The 21,998-nt window shown below is 38.8% G+C and carries 22 protein-coding genes and 1 pseudogene; 3 read left to right on the plus strand and 20 right to left on the minus strand.

The features are described from left to right. Positions 1-21: 21 nt before the first annotated feature. The 15 genes and pseudogenes from sufU to ACVIJU_RS17080 form a co-directional block, all read right to left on the minus strand. Entirely contained in the window at positions 22-456 is a 435-nt protein-coding gene (sufU, locus tag ACVIJU_RS17010) for a Fe-S cluster assembly sulfur transfer protein SufU (RefSeq protein ID WP_063386927.1), read from the minus strand. Next, the gene (locus ACVIJU_RS17015) at positions 446-1,666 is read right to left on the minus strand and encodes a cysteine desulfurase (protein WP_063386928.1); all 1,221 of its coding nucleotides are present in this window, start codon (positions 1,664-1,666) and stop codon (positions 446-448) included. Before ACVIJU_RS17015 ends, sufU begins: the two co-directional genes overlap by 11 nt. Further along, positions 1,666-2,976, minus strand: a complete 1,311-nt coding sequence (sufD, locus tag ACVIJU_RS17020) for a Fe-S cluster assembly protein SufD (RefSeq protein ID WP_063386929.1) — start codon at positions 2,974-2,976, stop codon at positions 1,666-1,668. Before sufD ends, ACVIJU_RS17015 begins: the two co-directional genes overlap by 1 nt. A gap of 17 nt (positions 2,977-2,993) precedes the next feature. Next, positions 2,994-3,779 carry a Fe-S cluster assembly ATPase SufC gene (gene sufC / locus ACVIJU_RS17025; protein WP_063386930.1) on the minus strand — a complete coding sequence of 262 codons (786 nt, stop codon included), beginning with the start codon at positions 3,777-3,779 and terminating at the stop codon, positions 2,994-2,996. A 1,032-nt stretch (positions 3,780-4,811) separates the two neighbouring features. Next, a complete protein-coding gene (locus ACVIJU_RS17030; RefSeq protein WP_144597774.1) occupies positions 4,812-5,657 on the minus strand; it encodes a MetQ/NlpA family ABC transporter substrate-binding protein in 846 nt (281 codons plus the stop codon). Positions 5,658-5,675: 18 nt separating this feature from the next. After that, positions 5,676-6,344: a methionine ABC transporter permease gene (locus ACVIJU_RS17035; protein ID WP_063386933.1), complete on the minus strand. Its 669-nt coding sequence runs from the start codon at positions 6,342-6,344 to the stop codon at positions 5,676-5,678. Further along, complete coding sequence (locus tag ACVIJU_RS17040) at positions 6,337-7,362, minus strand: methionine ABC transporter ATP-binding protein (protein WP_456687796.1); 1,026 nt, start codon at positions 7,360-7,362, stop codon at positions 6,337-6,339. The genes ACVIJU_RS17035 and ACVIJU_RS17040 overlap by 8 nt, the downstream gene beginning before the upstream one ends. Before the next feature lie 265 nt (positions 7,363-7,627). Then, complete coding sequence (locus ACVIJU_RS17045; RefSeq protein ID WP_456687797.1) at positions 7,628-7,942, minus strand: SCP2 sterol-binding domain-containing protein; 315 nt, start codon at positions 7,940-7,942, stop codon at positions 7,628-7,630. 114 nt (positions 7,943-8,056) lie between these two features. Further along, entirely contained in the window at positions 8,057-8,368 is a 312-nt protein-coding gene (locus tag ACVIJU_RS17050) for a thioredoxin family protein (RefSeq protein WP_063386936.1), read from the minus strand. A 16-nt stretch (positions 8,369-8,384) separates the two neighbouring features. Then, complete coding sequence (locus ACVIJU_RS17055; RefSeq protein ID WP_063386937.1) at positions 8,385-8,735, minus strand: toprim domain-containing protein; 351 nt, start codon at positions 8,733-8,735, stop codon at positions 8,385-8,387. A 149-nt stretch (positions 8,736-8,884) separates the two neighbouring features. After that, positions 8,885-9,268, minus strand: a complete 384-nt coding sequence (gene gcvH, locus ACVIJU_RS17060; RefSeq protein WP_063386938.1) for a glycine cleavage system protein GcvH — start codon at positions 9,266-9,268, stop codon at positions 8,885-8,887. Between the two features lie 63 nt (positions 9,269-9,331). Further along, positions 9,332-9,691: an arsenate reductase family protein gene (locus tag ACVIJU_RS17065; protein WP_456687798.1), complete on the minus strand. Its 360-nt coding sequence runs from the start codon at positions 9,689-9,691 to the stop codon at positions 9,332-9,334. 219 nt (positions 9,692-9,910) lie between these two features. Further along, positions 9,911-11,651 (minus strand): annotated as a pseudogene (locus ACVIJU_RS17070) (acyl-CoA dehydrogenase family protein). 133 nt (positions 11,652-11,784) lie between these two features. Next, positions 11,785-12,960, minus strand: a complete 1,176-nt coding sequence (locus ACVIJU_RS17075) for an acetyl-CoA C-acetyltransferase (protein ID WP_327862666.1) — start codon at positions 12,958-12,960, stop codon at positions 11,785-11,787. Between the two features lie 18 nt (positions 12,961-12,978). Continuing rightward, entirely contained in the window at positions 12,979-15,360 is a 2,382-nt protein-coding gene (locus ACVIJU_RS17080) for a 3-hydroxyacyl-CoA dehydrogenase/enoyl-CoA hydratase family protein (RefSeq protein ID WP_205419943.1), read from the minus strand. A gap of 172 nt (positions 15,361-15,532) precedes the next feature. Between ACVIJU_RS17080 and ACVIJU_RS17085 the strand changes: the two genes are divergently transcribed. Together ACVIJU_RS17085 and ACVIJU_RS17090 are read left to right on the plus strand one after the other, a co-directional pair. After that, positions 15,533-15,796: a hypothetical protein gene (locus ACVIJU_RS17085; protein WP_198318588.1), complete on the plus strand. Its 264-nt coding sequence runs from the start codon at positions 15,533-15,535 to the stop codon at positions 15,794-15,796. 14 nt (positions 15,797-15,810) lie between these two features. Then, positions 15,811-16,161, plus strand: coding sequence for a spore coat protein (locus ACVIJU_RS17090; protein WP_063386942.1), 351 nt, complete (start codon positions 15,811-15,813; stop codon positions 16,159-16,161). A 361-nt stretch (positions 16,162-16,522) separates the two neighbouring features. On the opposite strand, the gene ACVIJU_RS17095 is transcribed toward ACVIJU_RS17090, so the two are convergent. The 5 genes from ACVIJU_RS17095 to ACVIJU_RS17115 are packed head-to-tail and all read right to left on the minus strand — an operon-like array spanning position 16,523 to position 20,425. After that, entirely contained in the window at positions 16,523-16,774 is a 252-nt protein-coding gene (locus ACVIJU_RS17095; protein ID WP_063386943.1) for a DUF2573 family protein, read from the minus strand. 15 nt (positions 16,775-16,789) lie between these two features. Beyond that, the gene (locus tag ACVIJU_RS17100) at positions 16,790-17,554 is read right to left on the minus strand and encodes an IucA/IucC family C-terminal-domain containing protein (protein ID WP_082829501.1); all 765 of its coding nucleotides are present in this window, start codon (positions 17,552-17,554) and stop codon (positions 16,790-16,792) included. Then, positions 17,542-18,363, minus strand: coding sequence for an ABC transporter ATP-binding protein (locus tag ACVIJU_RS17105; RefSeq protein ID WP_063386944.1), 822 nt, complete (start codon positions 18,361-18,363; stop codon positions 17,542-17,544). Before ACVIJU_RS17105 ends, ACVIJU_RS17100 begins: the two co-directional genes overlap by 13 nt. An 11-nt stretch (positions 18,364-18,374) precedes the next feature. Continuing rightward, on the minus strand, positions 18,375-19,427 hold the full coding sequence (locus tag ACVIJU_RS17110) for a FecCD family ABC transporter permease (protein WP_066249179.1): 1,053 nt from the start codon (positions 19,425-19,427) through the stop codon (positions 18,375-18,377). Next, the gene (locus ACVIJU_RS17115) at positions 19,424-20,425 is read right to left on the minus strand and encodes a FecCD family ABC transporter permease (RefSeq protein WP_339212233.1); all 1,002 of its coding nucleotides are present in this window, start codon (positions 20,423-20,425) and stop codon (positions 19,424-19,426) included. The genes ACVIJU_RS17110 and ACVIJU_RS17115 overlap by 4 nt, the downstream gene beginning before the upstream one ends. 161 nt (positions 20,426-20,586) lie before the next feature. Here ACVIJU_RS17115 and ACVIJU_RS17120 point away from each other — a divergent pair, with 161 nt between their 5' ends. Then, entirely contained in the window at positions 20,587-21,579 is a 993-nt protein-coding gene (locus tag ACVIJU_RS17120) for an ABC transporter substrate-binding protein (protein WP_339212232.1), read from the plus strand. The last annotated feature ends 419 nt before the right edge of the window (positions 21,580-21,998 follow it).

Here is a 21,998-nt window from a genome sequence, read left to right on the forward strand (position 1 = left end):
TCCAATCTAATTTAAATTTTATCACTCGACTTCAGATCGCACACCTTTTTCCATCGCTTTCCAGGCAAGCGTTGCACATTTGATTCGAGCTGGAAATTTTGAAACGCCTTGCAATGCTTCAATATCTCCTAAATCAATATCATCATCGTATTCCTTGCCTTGCATCATATCGGAGAAGATTTTAGAAAGCTTAAGAGCATTTTCAATCGTTTGTCCTTTGATCGCTTCGGTCATCATGGATGCCGATGACATCGAAATGGAGCAGCCTTCCCCTTCAAACTTCGCATCGATGACTTTTCCATCCTCAATTTTCATTGTCAGATGAATTCTATCACCGCAGGTTGGATTGTTCATGTCAACCGTAACGCTGTCTTGAAGAGAGCCTTTATTTCTAGGATTTTTATAGTGATCCATAATGACTTGACGATACAATGTGTCAAGATTATCAAATGACATTGCCGAAATACTCCTTTGTTTTTTGAATTGCGCGAATGAATAAATCAATTTCTTCTTCAGTATTATATAGATAAAAGCTCGCCCGTGCTGTCGCTGATACTTCTAAGCATTTCATCAATGGCTGGGCGCAATGGTGCCCGGCTCGGATCGCAATACCTTCCGCATCCAGAACAGTTGCCACGTCGTGAGGATGAATGCCTTCGAGGTTGAAGGTAACGAGCCCAGCCCGTTCTTTCGGTCCGTAAATTGTCATGCCTTCAATATTTGAGCATTGCTCCAATGCATATTGGGCAAGTCTATGTTCATGATTGAAAATATTCTCAAGTCCAATTTCTTCTAAAAAGTCAATTGCTGCGGCTAATCCAACTGCTCCGGCAATAATTGGTGTACCAGCTTCAAATTTCCATGGGAGCTCCTTCCATGTAGATTCATATAAACCGACAAAATCAATCATCTCTCCGCCGGTTTCAACCGGTTCCATATTTTCGAGCAGCTCTTTTTTTCCGTATAGAACACCGATTCCTGTCGGAGCACACATTTTATGTCCCGAGAAAGCAAGAAAATCACAATTTAAATCTTGAACATCAATTTTCATATGTGGTGCTCCTTGAGCAGCATCTACGACAAGAACAGCTCCGTTTTGATGAGCAATTTCGCCTATTTCTTTTACTGGATTGATCGTGCCAAGAACATTGGATACGAGCGCAATCGAAACAATTTTCGTATTGGCTGTAATCGTATTTCGAACATCACTTAACGAGATAGTTCCGTCTTCTTTTAGTGGTATATATTTTAACGTAGCTCCTGTTTCTTTTGCAACTTGCTGCCATGGAATTAAATTGGCATGATGCTCCATGTACGTAATGACAATTTCATCGCCTTCATTTAAATTGGCCCTTCCATAGCTCTGTGCCACCATATTTAGTCCTGTTGTTGTTCCCCGTGTAAAAATAATTTCCTGGACGGATTTTGCGTTAATAAATTGACGAACTCTTTCCCGTGAACCTTCATAGGCATCTGTAGCTTTTGTACCAAGTGTATGAACACCGCGATGCACATTTGAATTGTACTCGCGGTAGTATTTTGTGATTGCATCAATGACGACATTTGGCTTTTGCGATGTTGCAGCATTATCCAAATAAACTAAATCGCGGCCGTTGACCTTTTGACTAAGGATCGGGAACTGTTTGCGAATTTCTTTAATATCCATTACCGAACTTTCCTTTCAATAACCTCTGTCAATTGGTTTTTTACACTTTCAATCGGCATTTGTCTTACAACAGGATCTAAAAATCCATGAATAATTAATCGCTCAGCCTCCGATTTTGAAATTCCTCTGCTCATTAAATAATAGAGCTGAATCGGGTCAACACGTCCCACAGATGCGGCATGGCCGGCGACAACATCATCTTCATCAATGAGCAAAATCGGATTTGCGTCTCCTCTTGCCTTTTCACTTAACATTAAAACGCGGGATTCCTGCTCAGCATTTGATTTCGATGCACCGTGCTCAATTTTGCCGATGCCGTTAAAAATGGACGTCGCACTGTCTTTCATAACACCATGTTTTAAAATGTTGCCTTCGGTATGTTTGCCAAAGTGAACGACCTTCGTCGTAAAGTTTTGAATTTGGCTTCCTCTCCCAACAACAACTGTTTTTGTATCGCCTATAGAACCGTCTCCGACAAGATTTGTTGTGTTTTCAGAAATCGTATTGCCGTCATTCATTAATCCTAATGCCCAAAGAATTTTTGCATCGCGTCCAGCAACCCCGCGGCGGTTCACATATGTTGTGATGTTTTCAGTCAGATTGTCAACCGCACCGTAGGAAACTTTCGCATTAGTATTGGCGATAACTTCGGTAATTAAATTAAACACAGCACCCTCTGTTTCGGTGGTCGAGATGTAGTTTTCGACATACGTAACAGAACTATTATCATCCGCAACGATGATCACATGATTAAACAAATTGGCTTCAGGGTTTTCATGTATAAAAACCGCCTGAAGAGGCTTTTCCACTTCTACATTTTTCGGCACATACACAAAGACCCCGCCGTTTAAATAGGCTGCATGCAAAGCTGTCAGCCGATGTTCATCAATTTTTACTCCATCTTTCATAAAATATTGCTTAAGCAAGTCTCCGTGTTCCTTCGCAGCCGTGTGAATGTCAGTAAAAATAACTCCTTTTTCTTTCAAATCTTCAGAGACTGTCAAAAAGGCAGGTGTATTGTCACGTTGTATATAAAGATTTTTATGTTCTTCATCTGCCTCAATAAGCGTTTTTACTTCTTCCGGCAGCTCATCAAGAGAAGATAGAGTGCTGCTGGAAACGACATGTTTAGAAAACTGTGAGAAATTCCATTTGTCGATTTTGGTTTTATCCGGCTTTGGCAATGGAAGCTCTTCAGCTTTTGCAAGAGCAAGCAAGCGAAGATCTTTCAGCCAGTCCGGTTCTCCTAACTGTTTGGAGAAATTTTCTATATATTTCTGGTCAAACGGTAGTTTCGTTTCTACAGTCATTTTGATCCTCCTAACGCTTACGCTTCTTGCCCTACTGTTTCGTCTTCGATGCCTAATTCCTTTTTAATCCAGTCATATCCTTCTGCTTCAAGACGCTGAGCTAGTTCTGCTCCGCCGGATTTCACGATTCTTCCTTGCATCATAACATGAACAAAATCTGGTGTAATATAGTTTAACAGACGTTGATAGTGTGTAATAATCAGGCAGCCAAACTCAGGGCTCCGCATTTCGTTGATACCTTTGGAAACAATTTTCAACGCATCAATATCTAAGCCTGAATCAATTTCGTCCAAGATGGCAATCTTAGGCTCAAGCATCATTAATTGAAGTATTTCATTCCGCTTTTTCTCACCGCCCGAGAATCCTTCATTTAAATATCGCTGCGCCATCCCTTGATCCATTTCAAGAAATTCCATTTTTTCATCCATTTTGCGAATAAATTTCATTAAAGAAATTTCGTTGCCTTCGCCTCGGCGGGCGTTGATAGCTGAACGCAAGAAATCAGCATTTGTGACTCCGCTGATCTCACTTGGATATTGCATGGCAAGAAAAAGTCCTGCACGCGCACGCTCATCTACTTCCATCTCAAGCACATCTTGTCCGTCGAGAGTTATGGATCCTTGTGTCACTTCATATTTTGGATGTCCCATGATCGCGGAGGAAAGAGTTGATTTTCCTGTTCCGTTCGGCCCCATGATCGCATGAATTTCTCCGCCTTTTATTTCAAGGTTCACACCTTTTAAAATTTCTTTCCCTTCTACGGAAACATGCAAATCTTTAATCGTTAATGTAGATCCTGACATAACCAATACCTCCATTAATCTATAGGTCAAGTATTAATATCATTCTCAATTTATTCTCATTATTATTTTATAACAAATTAAAAGTGAATACAACCTTTTAATATCTCACAACATTATTCATATTACCAAATTTTTAGGAACAAAGTATATAGTCATCTTAGTATCATTCAAACAAACTTGTTGTATGTATTCAATAAAAAGAAAAACCAGTCTTTGCCGACTGGCTGATTTAGTTTAGCGTAGACAAAAACAATTTCCCTTTCAGATTAGCTGTTACAATTTGGCTGCTGCGGTAATTTCGTTCTCTTTTTCTTTCAACCTTCATTCGCTTCTTATGTGTTCTCCTATATTCGTTATATCCCATTCCGTGAAATTGATGCATTGCTTTTTCCATTTCAGACGTAAATTTAATGTCTATCATTTCTTGGTTTAAATAAATAATGAACCAATCCTTTCATTTTTTATACAATTTAATGTTAGCAATGATTACAGCTTGCAAGCAACCTGCTGTATCGCTGATTAAAACAGCTTAAAACCCATTTTAAGCCAATGAGAAAGGATTAAAGGTTCAATCTTACAAATGCTCCAAAATACTGAAAATTACATCTTTATTTGTTTTTCATGCAAAACATTCCGTTCTAAATGCGGCCGCTAAGCTCATCACAATTCCTTCTTCGAAAGCTGGTGCAAATCCTGCTGCTTCATATATTTCCTTTCGGCTGCATTCCCGCTGGAGAGAAAAAATACAATATTCATCTTGCATTTGACACTGATCGTTCATGCTATTGATAGCTCAACCTTTTTGAAACAAGCAATTGTAAAATTATGTTGAGTAAATGCCCCATTCCCTTTCTTATGTTCTGCTGATGCGCTTAATTGAAATGAACAGCACTTTCTATTTGCTTTTTTGGCTGCATAAATTTCACCTAAGTTCGTACGATTTTTCTTAAATGAAATTTTGTCCAAACAATACCAGCTCAGCTTGATCCAAAAAAAGAAGCTGTGCGTAAATATGCACAGCTTCCCAATTGATTATTCAGCAGGAATAACGGAGCCTTGATAATTTGTTTGAATAAATTCTTTAATTTCATCTGATTGTAATACTTCTACAAGAGCTTTAATTTTTTCAGAGTCTTTATCTTCACTGCGGACAGCAATGACGTTTACATACGGATTGTCTTTTGGCGATTCAAGAGCAATGGCATCTTTTGATGGGTCAAGTCCTGCATCCAGAGCAAAGTTCCCGTTAATTAATACAGCGTCGCCTTCATTGTTTTCATAAGCTTTCGTCAACATTGGCGCTTCGATGTCTGTTTTGAATTTCAAATTCTTTTTGTTTTCTGCTATGTCATCAACTGTCGCTTTCGTTTTATCAACGCCATCTTTCAGCTTAATTAAACCTTTTTCCTCCAGCATTGACAGCATGCGTCCATGGTCAGCAACTGAGTTACTCATGATAATAGTAGCTCCATCCGGAAGCTCCTCTAAAGATTTATATTTTTTTGAATATACGCCAATTGGCTCAATATGAATTCCGCCGGCATTGACAAAATCATATCCATGTTCTTGTTTCTGTGCTTCAAGGTAAGGGATATGCTGGAAGTAGTTTGCATCAATATCCTTTTCCGCTAAAGCTTTATTCGGCAATACATAATCAGTGAATTCTTCAATTTTCAATTTATATCCTTTTTTCTCAAGAAGCGGTTTTGCTTCCTCTAAAATTTCTGCATGTGGAACAGGTGATGCGCCAACTTTAATTACCTCATTTTTCTCATTGTCAGAGCCGCTGGAGCTGCCTCCCTGATTACTTCCACCTCCGCAAGCAGAAGCAAATATCATCGTCGCACCTAAAACAGTCGCTAAAAGCCATTTTTTCATATTATTCTCCTCCTTCGTTTAACGCTTATCAATTGCTCTTGTAATCATATCGCCGATCAATTGGATGATAAATACAATAATCAATATGAGTACAGTTGCAACAAATGTTACATCACTATGATTACGCTGAAATCCTTCTAAATAGGCAAGGTTTCCAAGACCACCGGCACCAATGGCGCCTGCCATGGCTGTATAACTTACCAATGCAATTGCTGTGACAGTTATTCCTGAAACTAAAGCAGGCATCGATTCTGGAAGCAGTACCTTGAAAATAATTGTGCTCATTGTAGCTCCCATCGATTTTGCAGCTTCAATCACCCCCTTGTCAACTTCCCTCAGTGCAATTTCCACCATCCTTCCATAAAAAGGCGCAGCACCAATGATGAGTGCAGGAAGTGCAGCATTAGCACCTAAAATGGTACCAACAATTGCTTTTGTAAAAGGAAGCAGCAAAATGATCAAAATAATGAAGGGAATTGATCGAAATACATTGACAACTGCTGCAACAAACGAGTGGATAAACCGATTTTCCCACATGTTCCCCTTTGACGTTAAAAACAATAAAAGACCTAAAATAATTCCGAGAAAAAATGTAGCAAATACGGAAACAGCTGTCATATAAACCGTTTCATAAGTTGCATCAATGACTTTGTCCCATTTTACATTTGGCAACAATGTCTCAAACATTCGCAATCACCTCCAGCTCCACTTGTTGATTGCGAATAAATTCAATGGCTTGTTCAACTGTATTTTCATCTCCATCAAAATGGATGATTAACGTCCCGTATGATCCACTTTGAGTTTGTGAAATTTTCCCTTGCAAAATATTAACCTCTACATCGAACTCTTTAATGATTTTTGAAATCATAGGCTGCTCCGCTCTGTCTCCTACAAAGGTAAGTTTGACAACCTTTCCATGCTTGTACTTTTCAAGCAGGTAATCAATCGTTTCCATTGTTTCATCAGGTTCTGTAACTTGTTTAACAAATCGTTTTGTAATGTTAGCCTTCGGATTTCGGAAAACCGTCAACACATCACCATATTCAACAATCTTTCCGTTTTCCATCACAGCCACTCTATGACAAATTTTTCGAATTACATGCATTTCATGGGTGATCAAAACAATCGTTAAACCTAATCGCTTGTTAATATCTACAAGCAAATCAAGGATGGAATCAGTCGTTTGAGGGTCTAAAGCAGAAGTCGCCTCATCGCACAAAAGAACTTTCGGATTGTTCGCAAGAGCTCTTGCAATGCCGACTCTTTGTTTTTGTCCTCCGCTCAATTGCGAGGGATATGCATCTTCTTTTCCTTCTAAACCTACTAGTTTAATAAGTTCATCAACTCTTTTGAGCCGATCGCTTTTCTTCATGCCAGCAATTTCTAATGGAAAAGCGATGTTCTCCCGCACTGTTCTTGACCACAATAGATTAAAATGCTGAAAGATCATACTAATCTCTTTTCTGGCGGATCTCAGTTCTTTTCCTTTAATTTGGTCTATTCTTTTTCCCGCCACTTCAACTGTCCCATTTGTCGGCTTTTCAAGACCATTTAACAAGCGTATTAATGTACTCTTCCCAGCACCGCTGTATCCGATGATCCCAAAAATTTCTCCGCTCTGGATTTGAAGATCAACTTGATCGACAGCTTTTACTTGGCTATGATTCGTATGATAAATTTTTGTAACACCGTTGAGAGAAATCATGTTTACACCTTCTTTCACACATGCAGCAGCTTCGGTTTAATACTAAAAGCCTTCCTGCACAGCTGCAGAAAGGCACGATTACATTCAATTGACCTTCCTTTTTTTCAACGCAATTGTAGACAAAGCTTTATTGTACATGTGCACCCGCTATTTTTCTATTAAAACATTATTTTAAACAATACAAACTAACTGGGAGAGATTGTACCATTCAACAAACATTGTGTCAATATATTCTTTTCCGATATCTTTACTCTATTTTAACCTGTTAGGCCAATAAAGACAAGACAGATTCTAATCTTAAAATATCCCGAAATCTCCCCTCAACTTTTACTGCTTTCAATTTCATTAGTTGTTGGAGCTTTAGCTGGCCTGTAATGAGCTCTTCCATTTGCTCTTCATTTCCTATAATTTTTACATCAATGGATTCGATATTCCCATCAACTCGTCTTAATCCTTCCAAATCCAATTGATAACAATAAATGCTTTGGCCATACTCAAAAGCAATAAACATAGGATCTGCCGGAAATAAAGGCTTTAAAAAATGATGATCATTTGCCTTTTCTAATAAAAAATCAAACATTGACAACCCCCCAGCAAATATTTTATTTTACTCATTCTTTCTAGCTTTCCTTCTTCCTGCTGGGAGTTGTCGACGCTTTCTAGAAAAAACTGACATATTTCTCAGGAAATATAATTATATGGTAGAAAAACTTTTTAACTTTTGATATAAATAGTCAATAGAATGAAACGCATATATTTTTTCGGCAATTTGTCCTTTTTCAAAGATCAATAAACATGGAACACTTTCAATTTTCCATTTTTCAGCAAATTCAGGGATATAATTCAAATCTTTCGTATATATGTTTATGGAAGGAATGATTTTTTCTACAATTTCCAGCATGCTTTTAGCTAATTTACACGTCCCGCAAAAAGGTGTATATAAAAATATAATGGTTTGCTCTTCATCGCTAATCGCATCTAATTGCTCTTTTGTTATTTCAATCATTGAACACACTCCACATTTATGATAAATATCTTGCATGTACATCAATATTTGCTCTCAGCAAAACGGCGGCAATATGCTGTTCAGGTGCGGATGCAACTTGACGGTACATTTTGTCTATATATAAATGGTTGGCTTCCGGAAGCTCCCGCTTAATTTGTTTTCTCAATTTTTCTCCTGCTTCATCCGCATCGACTAAAATATAAACATCCTTGAAAAATAAGCTTTCCGCCAATTCATCGAGCTTGGACAAGCTTAACGTGCCATTTGTACAAATAATCTCAGCAGGTTCATTAATAATTTTCTCTACTTTTTTCTTATCAGACTTTCCTTCAACAATGATAACTTTCTCAATCTCTATCAGTGCCATTGTTATCACCTGCTTATAGATGCTTTTTGATATATACTTATTCTAAATGAAGTGGTTGATTCCTTCACACAAAATACTTTGGTTGTCCGCACTTTTCCATTTATAAAGAAAAGGAAACCCCCTTCTCAAAGGGAGACGGGGGTTTCATATTAGTCTTCTTTTACCATTTCTTCATATTCTTCAGCTGTCATTAATTTTTCAACATCTTGAATGTCATTTGGTTCAACAACAATCATCCAAGCCTTTTCATAAGGAGATTCATTTACATATTCAGGATTGTCATCCAATTCCTCATTCACTTCAACAACTTTTCCGCTGATAGGGGCATAAAGCTCAGAAACTGTTTTCACTGATTCAACGCTTCCGAAAGGTTCGTCAGCGACTATTTCATCTCCAACTTCTGGAAGTTCAACAAATACGATGTCACCGAGTTCAGACTGCGCAAAATCAGTGATCCCAATTCTTACTTTGTCACCTTCCACCTTTACCCATTCATGCTCTTCAGAATAACGCAATTCTTTTGGTGTATTCAATGTCATTCCCTCCAATTATCATTTTTATATAAGAATTCTATTTAAATAGAATCTTTTCTAAATTTAATTTCCCCAAATCTTCTCAAATTCCTCTTCTTTAAAGCCAACGGTCACCTTTTCCTCATCGGTAACAATCGGCCGCTTAATGAGCATACCGTCTGATGCGAGCAAATCAAAGAGCTCCTCATCTGTTGCTGTTTTTACTTTTTCTTTTAAACCTAATTGACGATATTTTTGACCGCTCGTGTTAAAAAACTTTTTTAACTCCAATCCGCTCTTTTCATAAAAGGATTTTAACTCTTCTTTAGAAGGAGGATTTTCCACAATATGTATTTCACGAAAATCAATTCCGTGATCTTCCAGCCATTTTTTCGCTTTTCTGCAAGTTCCGCACTTCGGATACCAGTACATTGTTAAAGCCATTCCTTCTCACCCCCTTCATACAACACCAATAATATTTTATCATATCCGATTTGGACAAACATAATAACTTGATCAATAAATTTTTGGAGCTGTCCAGAAAGTCAAATTCCCATTGAAAACAAAAAATTATAAACACCAATATATCAACGTTTCTAAAACATTAAAGGGGGCGTCAATTAGCCGTAAAAACGACTTATTAGACACCCCTAAGTCCCGCAGTTATACTATATATTTTTCCTCTTCAATCACTCTAGCTGCAATTTGGCGTTTTTTCTTAATGACATTTACAGGGATTTGTCGCATCAATTTTTTTAGAGCAGAGAGAAGAATCCGCAAGTCGTCTCCTTCCTCGATCGCAACAATCGTTTCTTTTGCATTCGCCTCTAATTCCTGAAACGCTTCTTGCACAAACACTTGTGTATAAAGAAGCTTCTGTTTATTCTTTTCTTCTCCTGAGTTCACAATGGCCTTTTCTGTGCGCAAAATAGCGGATTCCATCGCATAAACGTTATTTACCGCATCCGCGATATTTGCAAGAATCTCTTGTTCCTGCTGCAAGGATTGGCCAAATTTTTGAGCTGCAGCACCTGCCAGCAAAAGCGTCACTCTTTTCGCTTGTTTCAACAAATATTTTTCTTGCTCCAATACGCCATCGCCGATTTCTTCCGGCATCCATGTCAACAGTTCTTTTTGAAGGCTTTGTGCTTTTTGAAGAAGAGGTAGCTCCCCTTTCATTGCTTTTTTTCAAAAACATTCCCGGAACAAGCAAGCGGTTGATTTCATTCGTTCCTTCAAAAATGCGGTTAATTCTGGAGTCGCGATAGGCCCTTTCCACTTCATATTCCGCCATGTATCCGTATCCGCCATGAATTTGAACTCCTTCATCCGCTATATAATCAAGCGTTTCAGAACCGAATACTTTGTTTAATGAGCATTCGATCGCATATTCAGCAATTGATTGGGCAACAGCATTTCCATCCTTTTGCTCTTCAGGTGTTAAATAACTCATCCGGTCATCAAACAATCCAACCGTTCGATAGACTGAGCTTTCCATTGCATAAAGCTTCAGCGCCATATTGGCCAACTTTTCTTGGATTAACGGAAATTGGGCTATCGGCCGTCCAAATTGTTTCCTTTGCACCGCATATTTGACCGACAATTCGATGATGCGCTTGCAGGCTCCGATTGCCCCGACGGCTAATTTGTATCGTCCGATATTTAAAATATTGAAGGCAATTTTATGCCCTTTGCCGATTTCCCCTAAAACATTTTCTTTTGGCACTAAAACGTTGTCTAAGATCAATGTCCTTGTTGAAGAGCTTTTGATCCCCATTTTCTTTTCCTCAGGACCTGTTGAAACACCCGGAAAATCTCTTTCAACAATAAATGCTGTGAAATGTTTGCCGTCCACCTTTGCATACACGATAAAAACATCTGCAAAAGCTGAATTTGTGATCCATTGTTTTTCTCCGTTTAAAATATAATGTGTTCCTGCCTCATTTAGCTTCGCTGTAGTTTTTGCACCAAGAGCATCTGATCCTGATCCTGGTTCCGTTAATGCATATGCAGCGATTTTTTCACCGACTGCAAGGCTGGGCAAATATTTTTTCTTCTGTTCTTCATTTCCAAACAATACAATTGGAAGCGAGCCAATGCCTACATGGGCTCCAAATGTAATTGAGAAGCCCCCTGCGCGGGAAAATTGTTCTGCAATAAGAGCAGAGCTTACTTTATCAAGACCTAGTCCGGAATATTCTTCTGGAATATCTGCTGCGAGCAGACCAAGTTCGCCAGCTTGCTTCAGCAATTTCACCGAAATATCAAATTCATGGTTTTCAAGACGGTCAATAAAAGGAACAACCTCGTTCAGGACAAAATCTTCAGCTGTTTTCGCAATCATTTTATGTTCTTCTGTACAGTCTTCCGGCGTGAAGATCCGATCAAAAGGAATTTCTTCCATGATGAAGCTTCCGCCCTTTATATAGGCCTCTGTTTTGTTTGCCACCCAATATTCCCCCTTTTGGATTCATAAATAAGTTCGAAGACTCCATGTCATTTTCCATCATGTTTAGAAAACCTAACCTTTTGGTTTTTTATAGAAGCTCGAAAACTCCCGCTGCACCCATTCCGCCGCCGATACACATCGTCACCAATCCAAATTGTTCATTTCTTCTTCTCATTTCGTGGATAAGAGTTAATGTCAATTTTGCACCTGTACATCCAAGAGGATGTCCAAGAGCTATGGCACCTCCGTTTACGTTTACTTTCTCTTCGTCTAATTTGAGTTCTCTAATTACTTGAATCGCTTGTGAAGCAAATGCTTCGTTTAATTCAATGAGTCCAATATCGGAAAGTTCAAGACCCGCTAATTCAAGCGCTTTTGGCACCGCTACGACAGGACCTATTCCCATCACTTCAGGCGGCACTCCTCCTACAGCAAAAGAACGAAATTTGGCCAGCGGCTTTAGCTGAAGCTCTTCCGCTTTTTTTCGATCCATTACCATAACGGCAGCCGCTCCGTCGCTCATTTGCGAAGAATTTCCCGCCGTTACAGATCCGTTTACTGCAAATACCGGTTTTAAAGATGAAAGAACCTCTTTTGTTGTTTCTGGTCGAACCCCTTCATCTTGGCGAAATATTGTCTTTTTCTCCTGCAGCTTGTTATTAGCATCAACTGTTCGGATCGTGGTTTCTACAGGAACGATTTCTTCAGCAAATGCTTCGTTTTGAATTGCTAAAGCTGCTTTTTGGTGGCTCCGCACAGCAAATTCATCTTGTTCCTCTCGACTGATATTGTATTTTTGTGCAACCTGCTCGGCTGTATGTCCCATGCTCATGTAATATTCAGGCGCTTCCTCGGCTAGCTTTGCATTTGGCCGCAATACATTTCCAGTCATTGGAACAAGACTCATTGATTCTGTTCCTCCTGCGATAATGACTTCCGCATGCCCAAGCATGATCCGTTCAGCTGCATAAGCAATCGCCTGCAGCCCTGAAGAACAAAACCTGTTAATGGTTATTCCCGGCACTGTATAGGGGAGCCCTGCCAGCGCCGCGATATTTCTTGCAATGTTTAAGCCTTGTTCTGCCTCAGGCATAGCACAGCCAATAATGACATCATCAATATGTCCGTCATAGCTTCCGGCCCGCTTCAATGTTTCCTTTACTACTAATGCTCCTAAATCATCCGGTCGTATGTTGGCTAATGCCCCTTTTTTTGCTTTTCCAACCGGTGTCCTAGCACCAGCGACAATGACAGCTTCCCTCATTTTTCTAACTCCTTTCTGTCAGTTGCGCAGCGGTTTTCCTTTTAACAGCATGTGCTGCATCCTGGCTTGTGTTTTCGGTTCACCTATTAAACTTAAAAATGCTTCCCGTTCCAAATCGAGCAAATATTGTTCATCTACCTTTGTCCTGTATGGAAGCTTGCCTCCCGCAATCACATAGGCTAATTTTTTAGCAATCTTTACATCGTGCTCCGAAGCGTATCCCGATAAATAAAGATTTTGTGCCCCTAATATCATGGCGGCATATCCGGTCTCGCCAACTACCGGAATTTTTTTGCGGACAGGAGGACGGTATCCGCTTTCATATAAAAACAGCGCTTTTTGCTTCGCATCATACAGCAGGTGATCTTTATTGATGGTTATGGCGTCTGTCGGTTGAAGAAACCCGTTTTGCTGCGCTTCCTGTGCGGATTTGGACACCTTAGCCATGGCGATCGTTTCAAATGTTTTATTTGCGACCTTTTGCAAATCAATTTCAATATCATTGCCGATTTGGTCAAGAATTTTTATATACAGTTCTTTGTTTCCTCCCCCGCCCGGGATCAGTCCAACACCTGTTTCAACTAGGCCAATGTAAGTTTCCATAGCTGCTTGAATGCTTGAGGCAGGCAAACATACTTCCGCGCCGCCTCCCAATGTCATATGAAAAGGGGCCGCTACAACCGGCTTCGGACTATATTTAATTTTCATCATCGCTTGCTGGAACTTTCTTATCATCAGCTCAATTTCAAAATAATTTTCATCCTGCGCCTCCATTAACATAAACGCAAGGTTTGCGCCTACACAAAAGTGTTTTCCTTCATTGCCGATGACTAGCCCTTTATAATTTTTATCAACTTCGTCGATGGCAAAATCGATCATTTGCACAATATCATAGCCGATCGCATTGTTTTTCGAATGAAACTCGAGCAGTGCGATATCATCGCCGATATCGATTAAGCTTGCCCCGTTATTTTCTTTAATGATTGATTTTCCATTTTTCAACGATTGCACATGAATTTGTTTCATATTTGTTTGCAGCAGTCTGTACTCGCCCCGATGATAAAAATAAGTGGCGCCTTCGCTTTGCTTATAAAACGTTTCATTTCCATCCTTCAGCATTTGCTTGACCCATGCTGGCACTGTTCCGCCCTGCTGTTCAATGGTTTCAACCGATCGTTTTATCCCGATTGCATCCCACATTTCAAACGGTCCAAGCTCCCAGCCAAATCCCCACTTCATCGCTTGGTCAATGTCAACGATCGTTTCGGCAATGCTGTCCAGCTGTTCTGCGGAATAAAGAAGCGTTGGAATAAGAATTTTCCAAATAAGAGTGCCTGCACGGTCGTTCGAATAAACAACTGCTTTTAACTTCTCCCCGGTGCCTTTTTCACGTCTCGCTATTTCGATAGAATCGGCACGAAGTTTTTTTCTATTTTCATATTCCATCGTATTTACATTTAATTCTAAAATTTCTTTGCCTGTTTTTTTGTAGAATCCTTGCCCGGCTTTTGATCCAATCCAGCCGTTTTCATGCATTTTCTTCATAAAATCCGGGACACGAAAAATTTCTTTTTCTTCGCCATCCACTCTTTCATATACGTTGTTTACGACATGAAAAAACGTGTCTAAACCGACTACATCAAGTGTGTGGAATGTGGCGCTTTTTGGTCTGCCGATCAAAGGTCCTGTCACGGAATCAACTTCTCCGACAGAATAATTCCCTTTCAGCATTTCACGTACGGTTACAAGAAAACCATATGTTCCAATGCGGTTGGCAATGAAATTCGGTGTATCCTTTGCGCAAACAACCCCTTTGCCAAGAACATCTTCACCAAATCTCTTCATAAATGCTACAACTTGTTCGTCAGTATCTTTTGTTGGAATAATTTCGAGCAGCTTCAAATAGCGTGGCGGGTTAAAAAAGTGAGTGCCTAAAAAATGTTTGCGGAAATCTTCTGAGCGGTTTTCTGACATCGAATGAACGGAAACTCCAGATGTGTTTGTGCTGATAATGCTGCCTGGCCGCCGCCATTTGTCCACTTTTTCAAAAACTTTCTGTTTAATATCGAGCCTTTCCACAACTGCTTCAATCACCCAATCAGCTTCAGCAATTTTCTCAATGTCATCATCAAAATTCCCGATCTCAATTCGCTCTATATTTTCTTTTGCAGTCAATGGAGCAGGGGTCTGCTTCTGCAGTCTTTGCACGGCCTTTTGAGCATAACGGTTTCGAACGATTGGATCTTTCAGCGTCAATCCTTGCTGTTTTTCTTCTGCCGTTAGTTCTGTCGGTACAATATCCAGGAGTAATACATGAATCCCGACATTCGCTAAATGTGCTGCAATTTGGGATCCCATCACTCCTGATCCGAGTACTGCAGCTTTTTTTATTTGACGCACAATTTCAAATCCCCTTTCATTTGAATGAACATTCATTCATTTTTTTCTGTTTTACTAAAGTATAAAATATTTAAAATTTTTGTTCAATATTCCTGTTAAAAAATTTTTGCATAACTCTTTAAAAATTGTGGGATATTAAATTTGTACATTTTTGAAAAAGGGGGCTTTTATGATGAATCAAATGCCAACCAATATGCAAAATATGCAGCAAAATCAAGTTTATAACGAACCGCCGCAAATTATTTCTGTAAAAGATCAACTATATTTAACAGATATGATGTCATGGAATTTAATTGCGATGAAAAAAGCACATTTTTTTGCTTCACAATGCCAAATTCCTGAAATTAAAGCTGAGTTGGAAAAGGTAGGAGAAATGCATCATCGCCACTATCAGCAGATATTAAATCAATTAAATGGCAATCCACAAATGCAGTAGAAAGGAGATTTATTATGCAAGCCCAGCAATCAAACAACACGAAAATCAGCAATCCGGAAACAACAGTTCAAAAAAGCCCGCAAATGAACGACCGCGACTTTATAAATGACTTGCTTGCAACTGAAAAATATATGACACAAGGTTATAGCACAGCTTTGAATGAGCTTAGCCACACCGTTTTATACGAAAATATTCAAATGATTTGCGACGAAACGCAAAAATGCCAGCGGCAGTTATTTAATGTCATGTTTAAAAATGGATGGTATTCCCTTGAGGCGTGCGACAACCAAAAAATACAACAAAGCTATCAGCAATATGCTAATTATTTGCAGCAGCAATCTCCTTACAATCAAAACATTCAATAAAAATGAACTTAAAAGTGTCTGACCCCATTCGAGCAGACAGCAAATAAAGAGTTAAAGCAGCCTTATTCCGGTAAACAAGCGGAGTAAGGTTTTATTTCTTTACGGGTTGAAATGTTATTCCCAATCGATTACTGAATAGGCGATCGAATGCTCATTCCGTTCTATATGATAACTATTTATCTGCTGTTTTTAAAGTAAGAAGCATTTTGCTTTAGCACAAAAAAATTTTAACCTTTATCAGCATTCCATTGTTTCGTCCAACGTCAATGCTATGAAACCTTAAAGTTATTTTGAATGATACTATTCTGTCCGCATAAAAAATCCTCCTGCTGCTTATAAGGAGGACAACTTCAAATTTAGATCAACGTTTTTTATTATTTCTATGCTGTTCATTTAATTCTTTTATTTCATTAATAATAGCTTTCATTTGTTCTTTTGCTTCTGGAAATTTTTCATTCCAATGTTTCACTAGCGGCGGCATCGATTTTGCCATGTACGTATACAACACCCAAATTTTCACTTTTTCTTTTAATTCAGGAGACGATTTTCCAAGCAAGAGTTCGGTATACTTTTCAACAAGCGCATCAATCTGAGCTTGAAACTGGTTATCCATTTTTAATCTCTCCAATTACTTTTTTATTGTACATTCACTAACATTCGGGCATGTTCTGCATTTTTTCCCTTCATCGTCTGTCAAATAAAACAGGCAGCATGTTTTTCTTTTTCGAATATAATCATCATATTGATCAGAATATGTCTTAGGACCAAAAAATTTTTTTAAAGGGTTCCGATTAAAATCCCCAAACAATTCACCTTTTGCTTCCTTCACGCAATAAATAAAATCTTCTTTTATTTTTTCATGTTTATCTTCATGCTGCTTTTCATTGAGCAATGTTTCATACATCCAAAATATATAGATCGCAACATTTTCCCAAAGAATCCATTTTGAAATTTTTGCCTCTGTTGAGACAACCTGTAAAAGACGGGTGATGTTTTCTTTAAATAATAAGGTTAACATTTCATCCCGCCATTTTTTTCTTTCTTGGGGAGCGATTGTGACTTCGTTCGATTTGAAATAAAAGCCCGGCAGCCAAAGCGGATCTTCGTCATCAGTGATCAGGACAAGATTTTTTATATCCACTTTTAAAGCTTTATCAAACATTGTCATGGTATAAAGAGCTAAAGCGGCTAAAAAAGCATATCTTTTAATAAACATTGACCCGGCTACATAAAGAGGTGCATTAAATTTAGGCTGAATATTTTTTAAAAACAGCTGCAGTTTTTCCGGTTTTAGCAGTTCCTCCATGTCAATTGATGAATCGGTTGCACGTTTTGCTTCTGAATATCGAAATTTTGACAGCACCTTTATTTCATCGAACGTCAACTTTCCCATGCCTGCATCCCTACTTTATTAATATTTCTCCCTTTTCCGAACGGAATACATAGCGGTGTTCCAAAAATCGGATCGCGAATAATTTTGCAATCCATTTCAAAAACATCTTTGACCAGTTGTACATTCATTACATCTTCCGGTTTTCCTTGTTTATAAATGTTTTTATCCTTTAATACGACGATATGATGAGCATAACGGCAGGCTAAATTTAAATCGTGAAGAACCATGATGATCGTTCTTTTCTCTTTCATATTCAATTCAAATAATAAATCTAGTATTTCAATTTGATGTGTTATATCTAAATAAGTTGTTGGCTCGTCGAAAAGAATAATATCTGTATTTTGCGCCAAAGTCATGGCGATCCATGCACGCTGTTTTTGTCCTCCTGATAAAGAGTCCACTGTTCGTTCTGCCAATTCACTCATTCTAGTTGCTTCAAGCGCTCGAAAAACTAATTCTTCATCTTCCTTGGACCATTGGTTCAGCCAATTTTGATAAGGATACCGTCCTTGTTTGACAAGCTGCAAAACAGTTAATCCTTCTGGGGCTTCAGGCCCTTGCGGAAGTATAGCCAGTTTTTTTGCCACTTCCTTTGTCGGTAGCTCGGCAATGTCCTTTCCTTCCAAGAGTACTGAACCGCCTGCTGGCTTTAAAATTCTTGCCAAAGATTTTAATAAGGTCGACTTTCCGCAACCGTTGCTTCCAATTAATACAGTAATTTCTCCCGTTGGAATAGTAAGATTAAGATCTTCAATAATCATATTCTGTCCATAAGCAAAAGTTAACTCATGAGTATACAATCTATGCATGCCATCACCTCCTAAATATTTCTGTGCTTCATTAACAAGTAAATAAAATAAGGAGCCCCGATCGCTGAAGTAAACACACCAGCTGGAATTTCATGCGGCAAAAAGATTGTTTTTCCCAATAAATCAGAAAGCATAACAATGAGTGCCCCGACAAAGGCTGAAATCGGCAGCATCAAACCAAAGCTTGAACCGACAAGCTTTCTTGCAATGTGAGGAGCAATAAGACCTACAAACCCTATCCCTCCTCCAAAAGCGACAGCAACAGCAGTCAAAGCGGTTCCTAGAAATAAGAGGAAAAAGCGGGTTAATTGTACCCGGTTTCCCATACCGATTGCGATCTCATCGCCAAAACTTTGAATATTGATCGTTCTTACAGTAACAACCGTTATCAAGAGAAGAATGATAGTTGCTGGAAACAAAATCTTTACTTGAGACCAGTTTGCTGCATAAACTGAGCCGGTTATCCAAATATTTGCTTGGGATGCTTGGTAAATAGGCCCTTTTATCATTAACAAAGTCGTTAATGCTTTAGTTAAAAAGGAGATTCCAATGCCGACCAACACAAGCCTGATGGCAGTCACACCGTTTTTCCACGACAATAAATAAACACAAATGCCTGTAACGGCTGCTCCTATGAAAGCTGCCAAAGGCATCCAATGAATGCTTACAGTTAAAGAATGATTCTTATCGGAAAACAGCATTAAAAATAGTACAACCGCTGCCGAAGCACCGCCGGTAATTCCGATAATGTCAGGGGATGCTAAAGGGTTCCGAACTAAATTTTGCAAAATTCCGCCCGCAACAGCCAAACACATGCCGACCAAAAGGGAAATAAGAATTCTCGGAAGCCTAAATTGTTTAATAACAAGCTCGTTCGTTCCATCCCCTATTCCAAAAATTGTTTGAAAAACTTGGACAGGGCTGATCATCACTTCGCCTACACTTGCACTGACAAGGATTACGAAAAACGCCGCAAGAAAGAAAACGAACGTAAGTAAAAAGGCTTTTTTATCAATTAAAAATGAAATGACATTTCCGATCCGAAGCGAAACATATTTTTTCATGATGCACGAACCCCCTTCCTTGCAATATAAACAAAAAATGGGGTTCCAATTATCGCCGTCATGACCCCTACAGGGACTTCTTCAGGCATGACAATGAAACGGGCGCCAATATCTGCTGCAACTAGCAAAATCCCACCAAATACTGCACAGAACGGCAAAATCCATCTGTAATCATTTCCGGCCACATACTTTGCAATATGGGGCACGACTACGCCGATGAATGCAATAGGACCAGCCGCCGCAACTGCACCGCCCGCAAAAAATATGACAGCACAGGCTGCAAAAAACTTCACTGTTCCTACTTTTAGTCCTAAACTTTTCGCCACTTCTTCTCCCATTACTAAGACGTTTAATTTAGAGGCGATAATTGTACAAATAACTAATCCAATCAAAATATATGGAAGAACAGCTGTCATTACCTCCATTTTGCGGCCTTGCACAGATCCTGCAAGCCAAAATAATACTTGATCCAACGCTGCTTCATTTAAAACTAACAAACCTTGCGTAAGGGAAGAAAAAAGTGCCGCAACGGCCGCTCCTGCCAAAGTAAGCTTTACAGGCGTCAATCCATCACTGCCCAATGAGCTGATCATGTACACAAGCATGGCAGCAAAAGCTGCGCCTGCAAAAGCAATCCAAGTAAACGCTTGTAAGCTGTTTACAGAAAATAAGGAAAAAGCTAGAACAATAAAAAATCCTGCACCGGCATTGATGCCAAAAACGCTTGGCGATGCAAGAGGATTTTTCGTAATAGCTTGCATCAATGCACCGGATAAAGCAAGACAAGCGCCGACTACACTCGCTATTACGGATCGAGGAAGTCGAACATTTTGTATAATAATATGTTCATTGGAACCATTAAAATGAAAAAAAGCATCCCATGCCATCTTCCAGCTTGTATCCGTATATCCATATACAATACTTGCACACATGCTGAATAATAGAAGCAAAAAGGAAAGAAAAAGTAAGATTGCTTTACGATTACTAGATAATGACAACTTCACGTCTCTCCTAACAAGTCGAACTTCTGAACCAATTGTACCAAATCATTTTGAATGTGAAAATCATTTTCAATTAATTATTGACTTTTTATTTCTCACTGATTACTATTATTAAGGAATTGAAAATCATTTTCAACTACATTTTAGGGGGGTACATAATGAAAAAAACATCAAAGTTGTTATTTTCCATCGTTGCCATACTCATGCTGGCAGTAATTGCTGCTTGCGGCAACGGGGACAGTAAAGAAGCTTCAAAAGAAAATAAAGAAAGCTCAACTGAAAGTCAATCATACAAAGTTGAGCATGCAATGGGAACAGCTGAAATTCCAAAAAAACCTGAACGTGTCGTCGTATTAACGAATGAAGGAACTGAAGCACTTTTAGCAATGGGATTAAAACCAGTCGGAGCCGTTCAATCTTGGCTTGGCGATCCTTGGTACGATCATATTAAAGATGAAATGAAAGACGTTGAAGTCGTTGGTACAGAAAGTGAAGTCAATGTTGAAAAAATTGCAGCTCTTCAGCCTGACTTGATTATAGGCAATAAGCTTCGCCAAGAAGCAATCTACGACAAGCTCAATCAAATAGCGCCAACAGTTTTTTCGGAAACATTAAGAGGCGACTGGCAGGAAAACTTTAAGCTATATGCAAAAGCCATCAATCGTGAAGAAGAAGGACAGAAAGTATTAGATGATTTTAATAATCATGTAGAAGAAGTAAAACAAAAATTAGGAGATCAAGTGAATCAAGAAGTTTCAGTTGTTCGTTTCATGGCTGGTGTAACGAGAATATATTGGAAAGATTCATTTTCTGGTGTGATTTTCGATCAAATTGGATTTAAACGTCCTGCTCAGCAAGAAAAATTGTTTACAGATGCAAATAAATTAGGAGATTTAGCAGTTGAAGTCGGAAAAGAACAAATTCCGGAAATGGACGGTGACATCATCTTCTATTTCACCTATGCACCGCAAGGAGATAAAGAAGCTTTGCAAGCAGAAAAAGAGTGGACAAACGATCCACTTTGGAAAAACTTAAATGCTGTTAAAAACGGAAAAGCTTACAAAGTTGACGACGCTATTTGGAACACAGCCGGCGGTGTGCTTGCTGCAAACCATATGCTGGACGACTTAGAAAAATTGTTAACTCAATAAAATTGAGATGGTCGAAAAGATAATTTTTTCTTACCTTGAAAATCAGCAATATGAATAAAGCCAAAGCAACCTTACTTCAATTTTCATTGGAGTAAGGTTGTTCAGCTTTTATGGCATTTTTGTTTCGTTTAACTGCATTTTCGCTTTATCTTGGGTTATAAGATCATGATGTTAGAGTGAGATGCAATGGACCAATCTTAATTCATTCGTAAACGGAATTAATTTTCGTATCCACAATCATTTCGTTTAACATTCTTTGTCATTCGTCTCTTCTGGCTTAAAACGATTAACCTATTTCATGTAACATAGAACGTTCTAAATTTAAAAAGAAGCTTTTGAATCAATTCCTCATTTTAAATTTTAGCCTCCAGTTTTATGAACTCCCTCAAAACTCTGTAGTTTCAAAATACTGCCTCGGT

It is taken from the genome of Aeribacillus sp. SP014 (assembly GCF_054055575.1).

Coding starts and splice junctions, on each gene's coding strand:
- sufU (WP_063386927.1), bottom strand. CDS start 456: ATGTCATTTGATAATCTTGACACATTGTATCGTCAAGTCATTATGGAT.
- ACVIJU_RS17015 (WP_063386928.1), bottom strand. CDS start 1,666: ATGGATATTAAAGAAATTCGCAAACAGTTCCCGATCCTTAGTCAAAAG.
- sufD (WP_063386929.1), bottom strand. CDS start 2,976: ATGACTGTAGAAACGAAACTACCGTTTGACCAGAAATATATAGAAAAT.
- sufC (WP_063386930.1), bottom strand. CDS start 3,779: ATGTCAGGATCTACATTAACGATTAAAGATTTGCATGTTTCCGTAGAA.
- ACVIJU_RS17030 (WP_144597774.1), bottom strand. CDS start 5,657: ATGAAAAAATGGCTTTTAGCGACTGTTTTAGGTGCGACGATGATATTT.
- ACVIJU_RS17035 (WP_063386933.1), bottom strand. CDS start 6,344: ATGTTTGAGACATTGTTGCCAAATGTAAAATGGGACAAAGTCATTGAT.
- ACVIJU_RS17040 (WP_456687796.1), bottom strand. CDS start 7,362: ATGATTTCTCTCAACGGTGTTACAAAAATTTATCATACGAATCATAGC.
- ACVIJU_RS17045 (WP_456687797.1), bottom strand. CDS start 7,942: ATGTTTGATTTTTTATTAGAAAAGGCAAATGATCATCATTTTTTAAAG.
- ACVIJU_RS17050 (WP_063386936.1), bottom strand. CDS start 8,368: ATGATTGAAATAACAAAAGAGCAATTAGATGCGATTAGCGATGAAGAG.
- ACVIJU_RS17055 (WP_063386937.1), bottom strand. CDS start 8,735: ATGGCACTGATAGAGATTGAGAAAGTTATCATTGTTGAAGGAAAGTCT.
- ACVIJU_RS17065 (WP_456687798.1), bottom strand. CDS start 9,691: ATGGCTTTAACAATGTACTGGTATCCGAAGTGCGGAACTTGCAGAAAA.
- ACVIJU_RS17075 (WP_327862666.1), bottom strand. CDS start 12,960: ATGAGGGAAGCTGTCATTGTCGCTGGTGCTAGGACACCGGTTGGAAAA.
- ACVIJU_RS17085 (WP_198318588.1), top strand. CDS start 15,533: ATGAATCAAATGCCAACCAATATGCAAAATATGCAGCAAAATCAAGTT.
- ACVIJU_RS17090 (WP_063386942.1), top strand. CDS start 15,811: ATGCAAGCCCAGCAATCAAACAACACGAAAATCAGCAATCCGGAAACA.
- ACVIJU_RS17095 (WP_063386943.1), bottom strand. CDS start 16,774: ATGGATAACCAGTTTCAAGCTCAGATTGATGCGCTTGTTGAAAAGTAT.
- ACVIJU_RS17100 (WP_082829501.1), bottom strand. CDS start 17,554: ATGGGAAAGTTGACGTTCGATGAAATAAAGGTGCTGTCAAAATTTCGA.
- ACVIJU_RS17105 (WP_063386944.1), bottom strand. CDS start 18,363: ATGCATAGATTGTATACTCATGAGTTAACTTTTGCTTATGGACAGAAT.
- ACVIJU_RS17110 (WP_066249179.1), bottom strand. CDS start 19,427: ATGAAAAAATATGTTTCGCTTCGGATCGGAAATGTCATTTCATTTTTA.
- ACVIJU_RS17120 (WP_339212232.1), top strand. CDS start 20,587: ATGAAAAAAACATCAAAGTTGTTATTTTCCATCGTTGCCATACTCATG.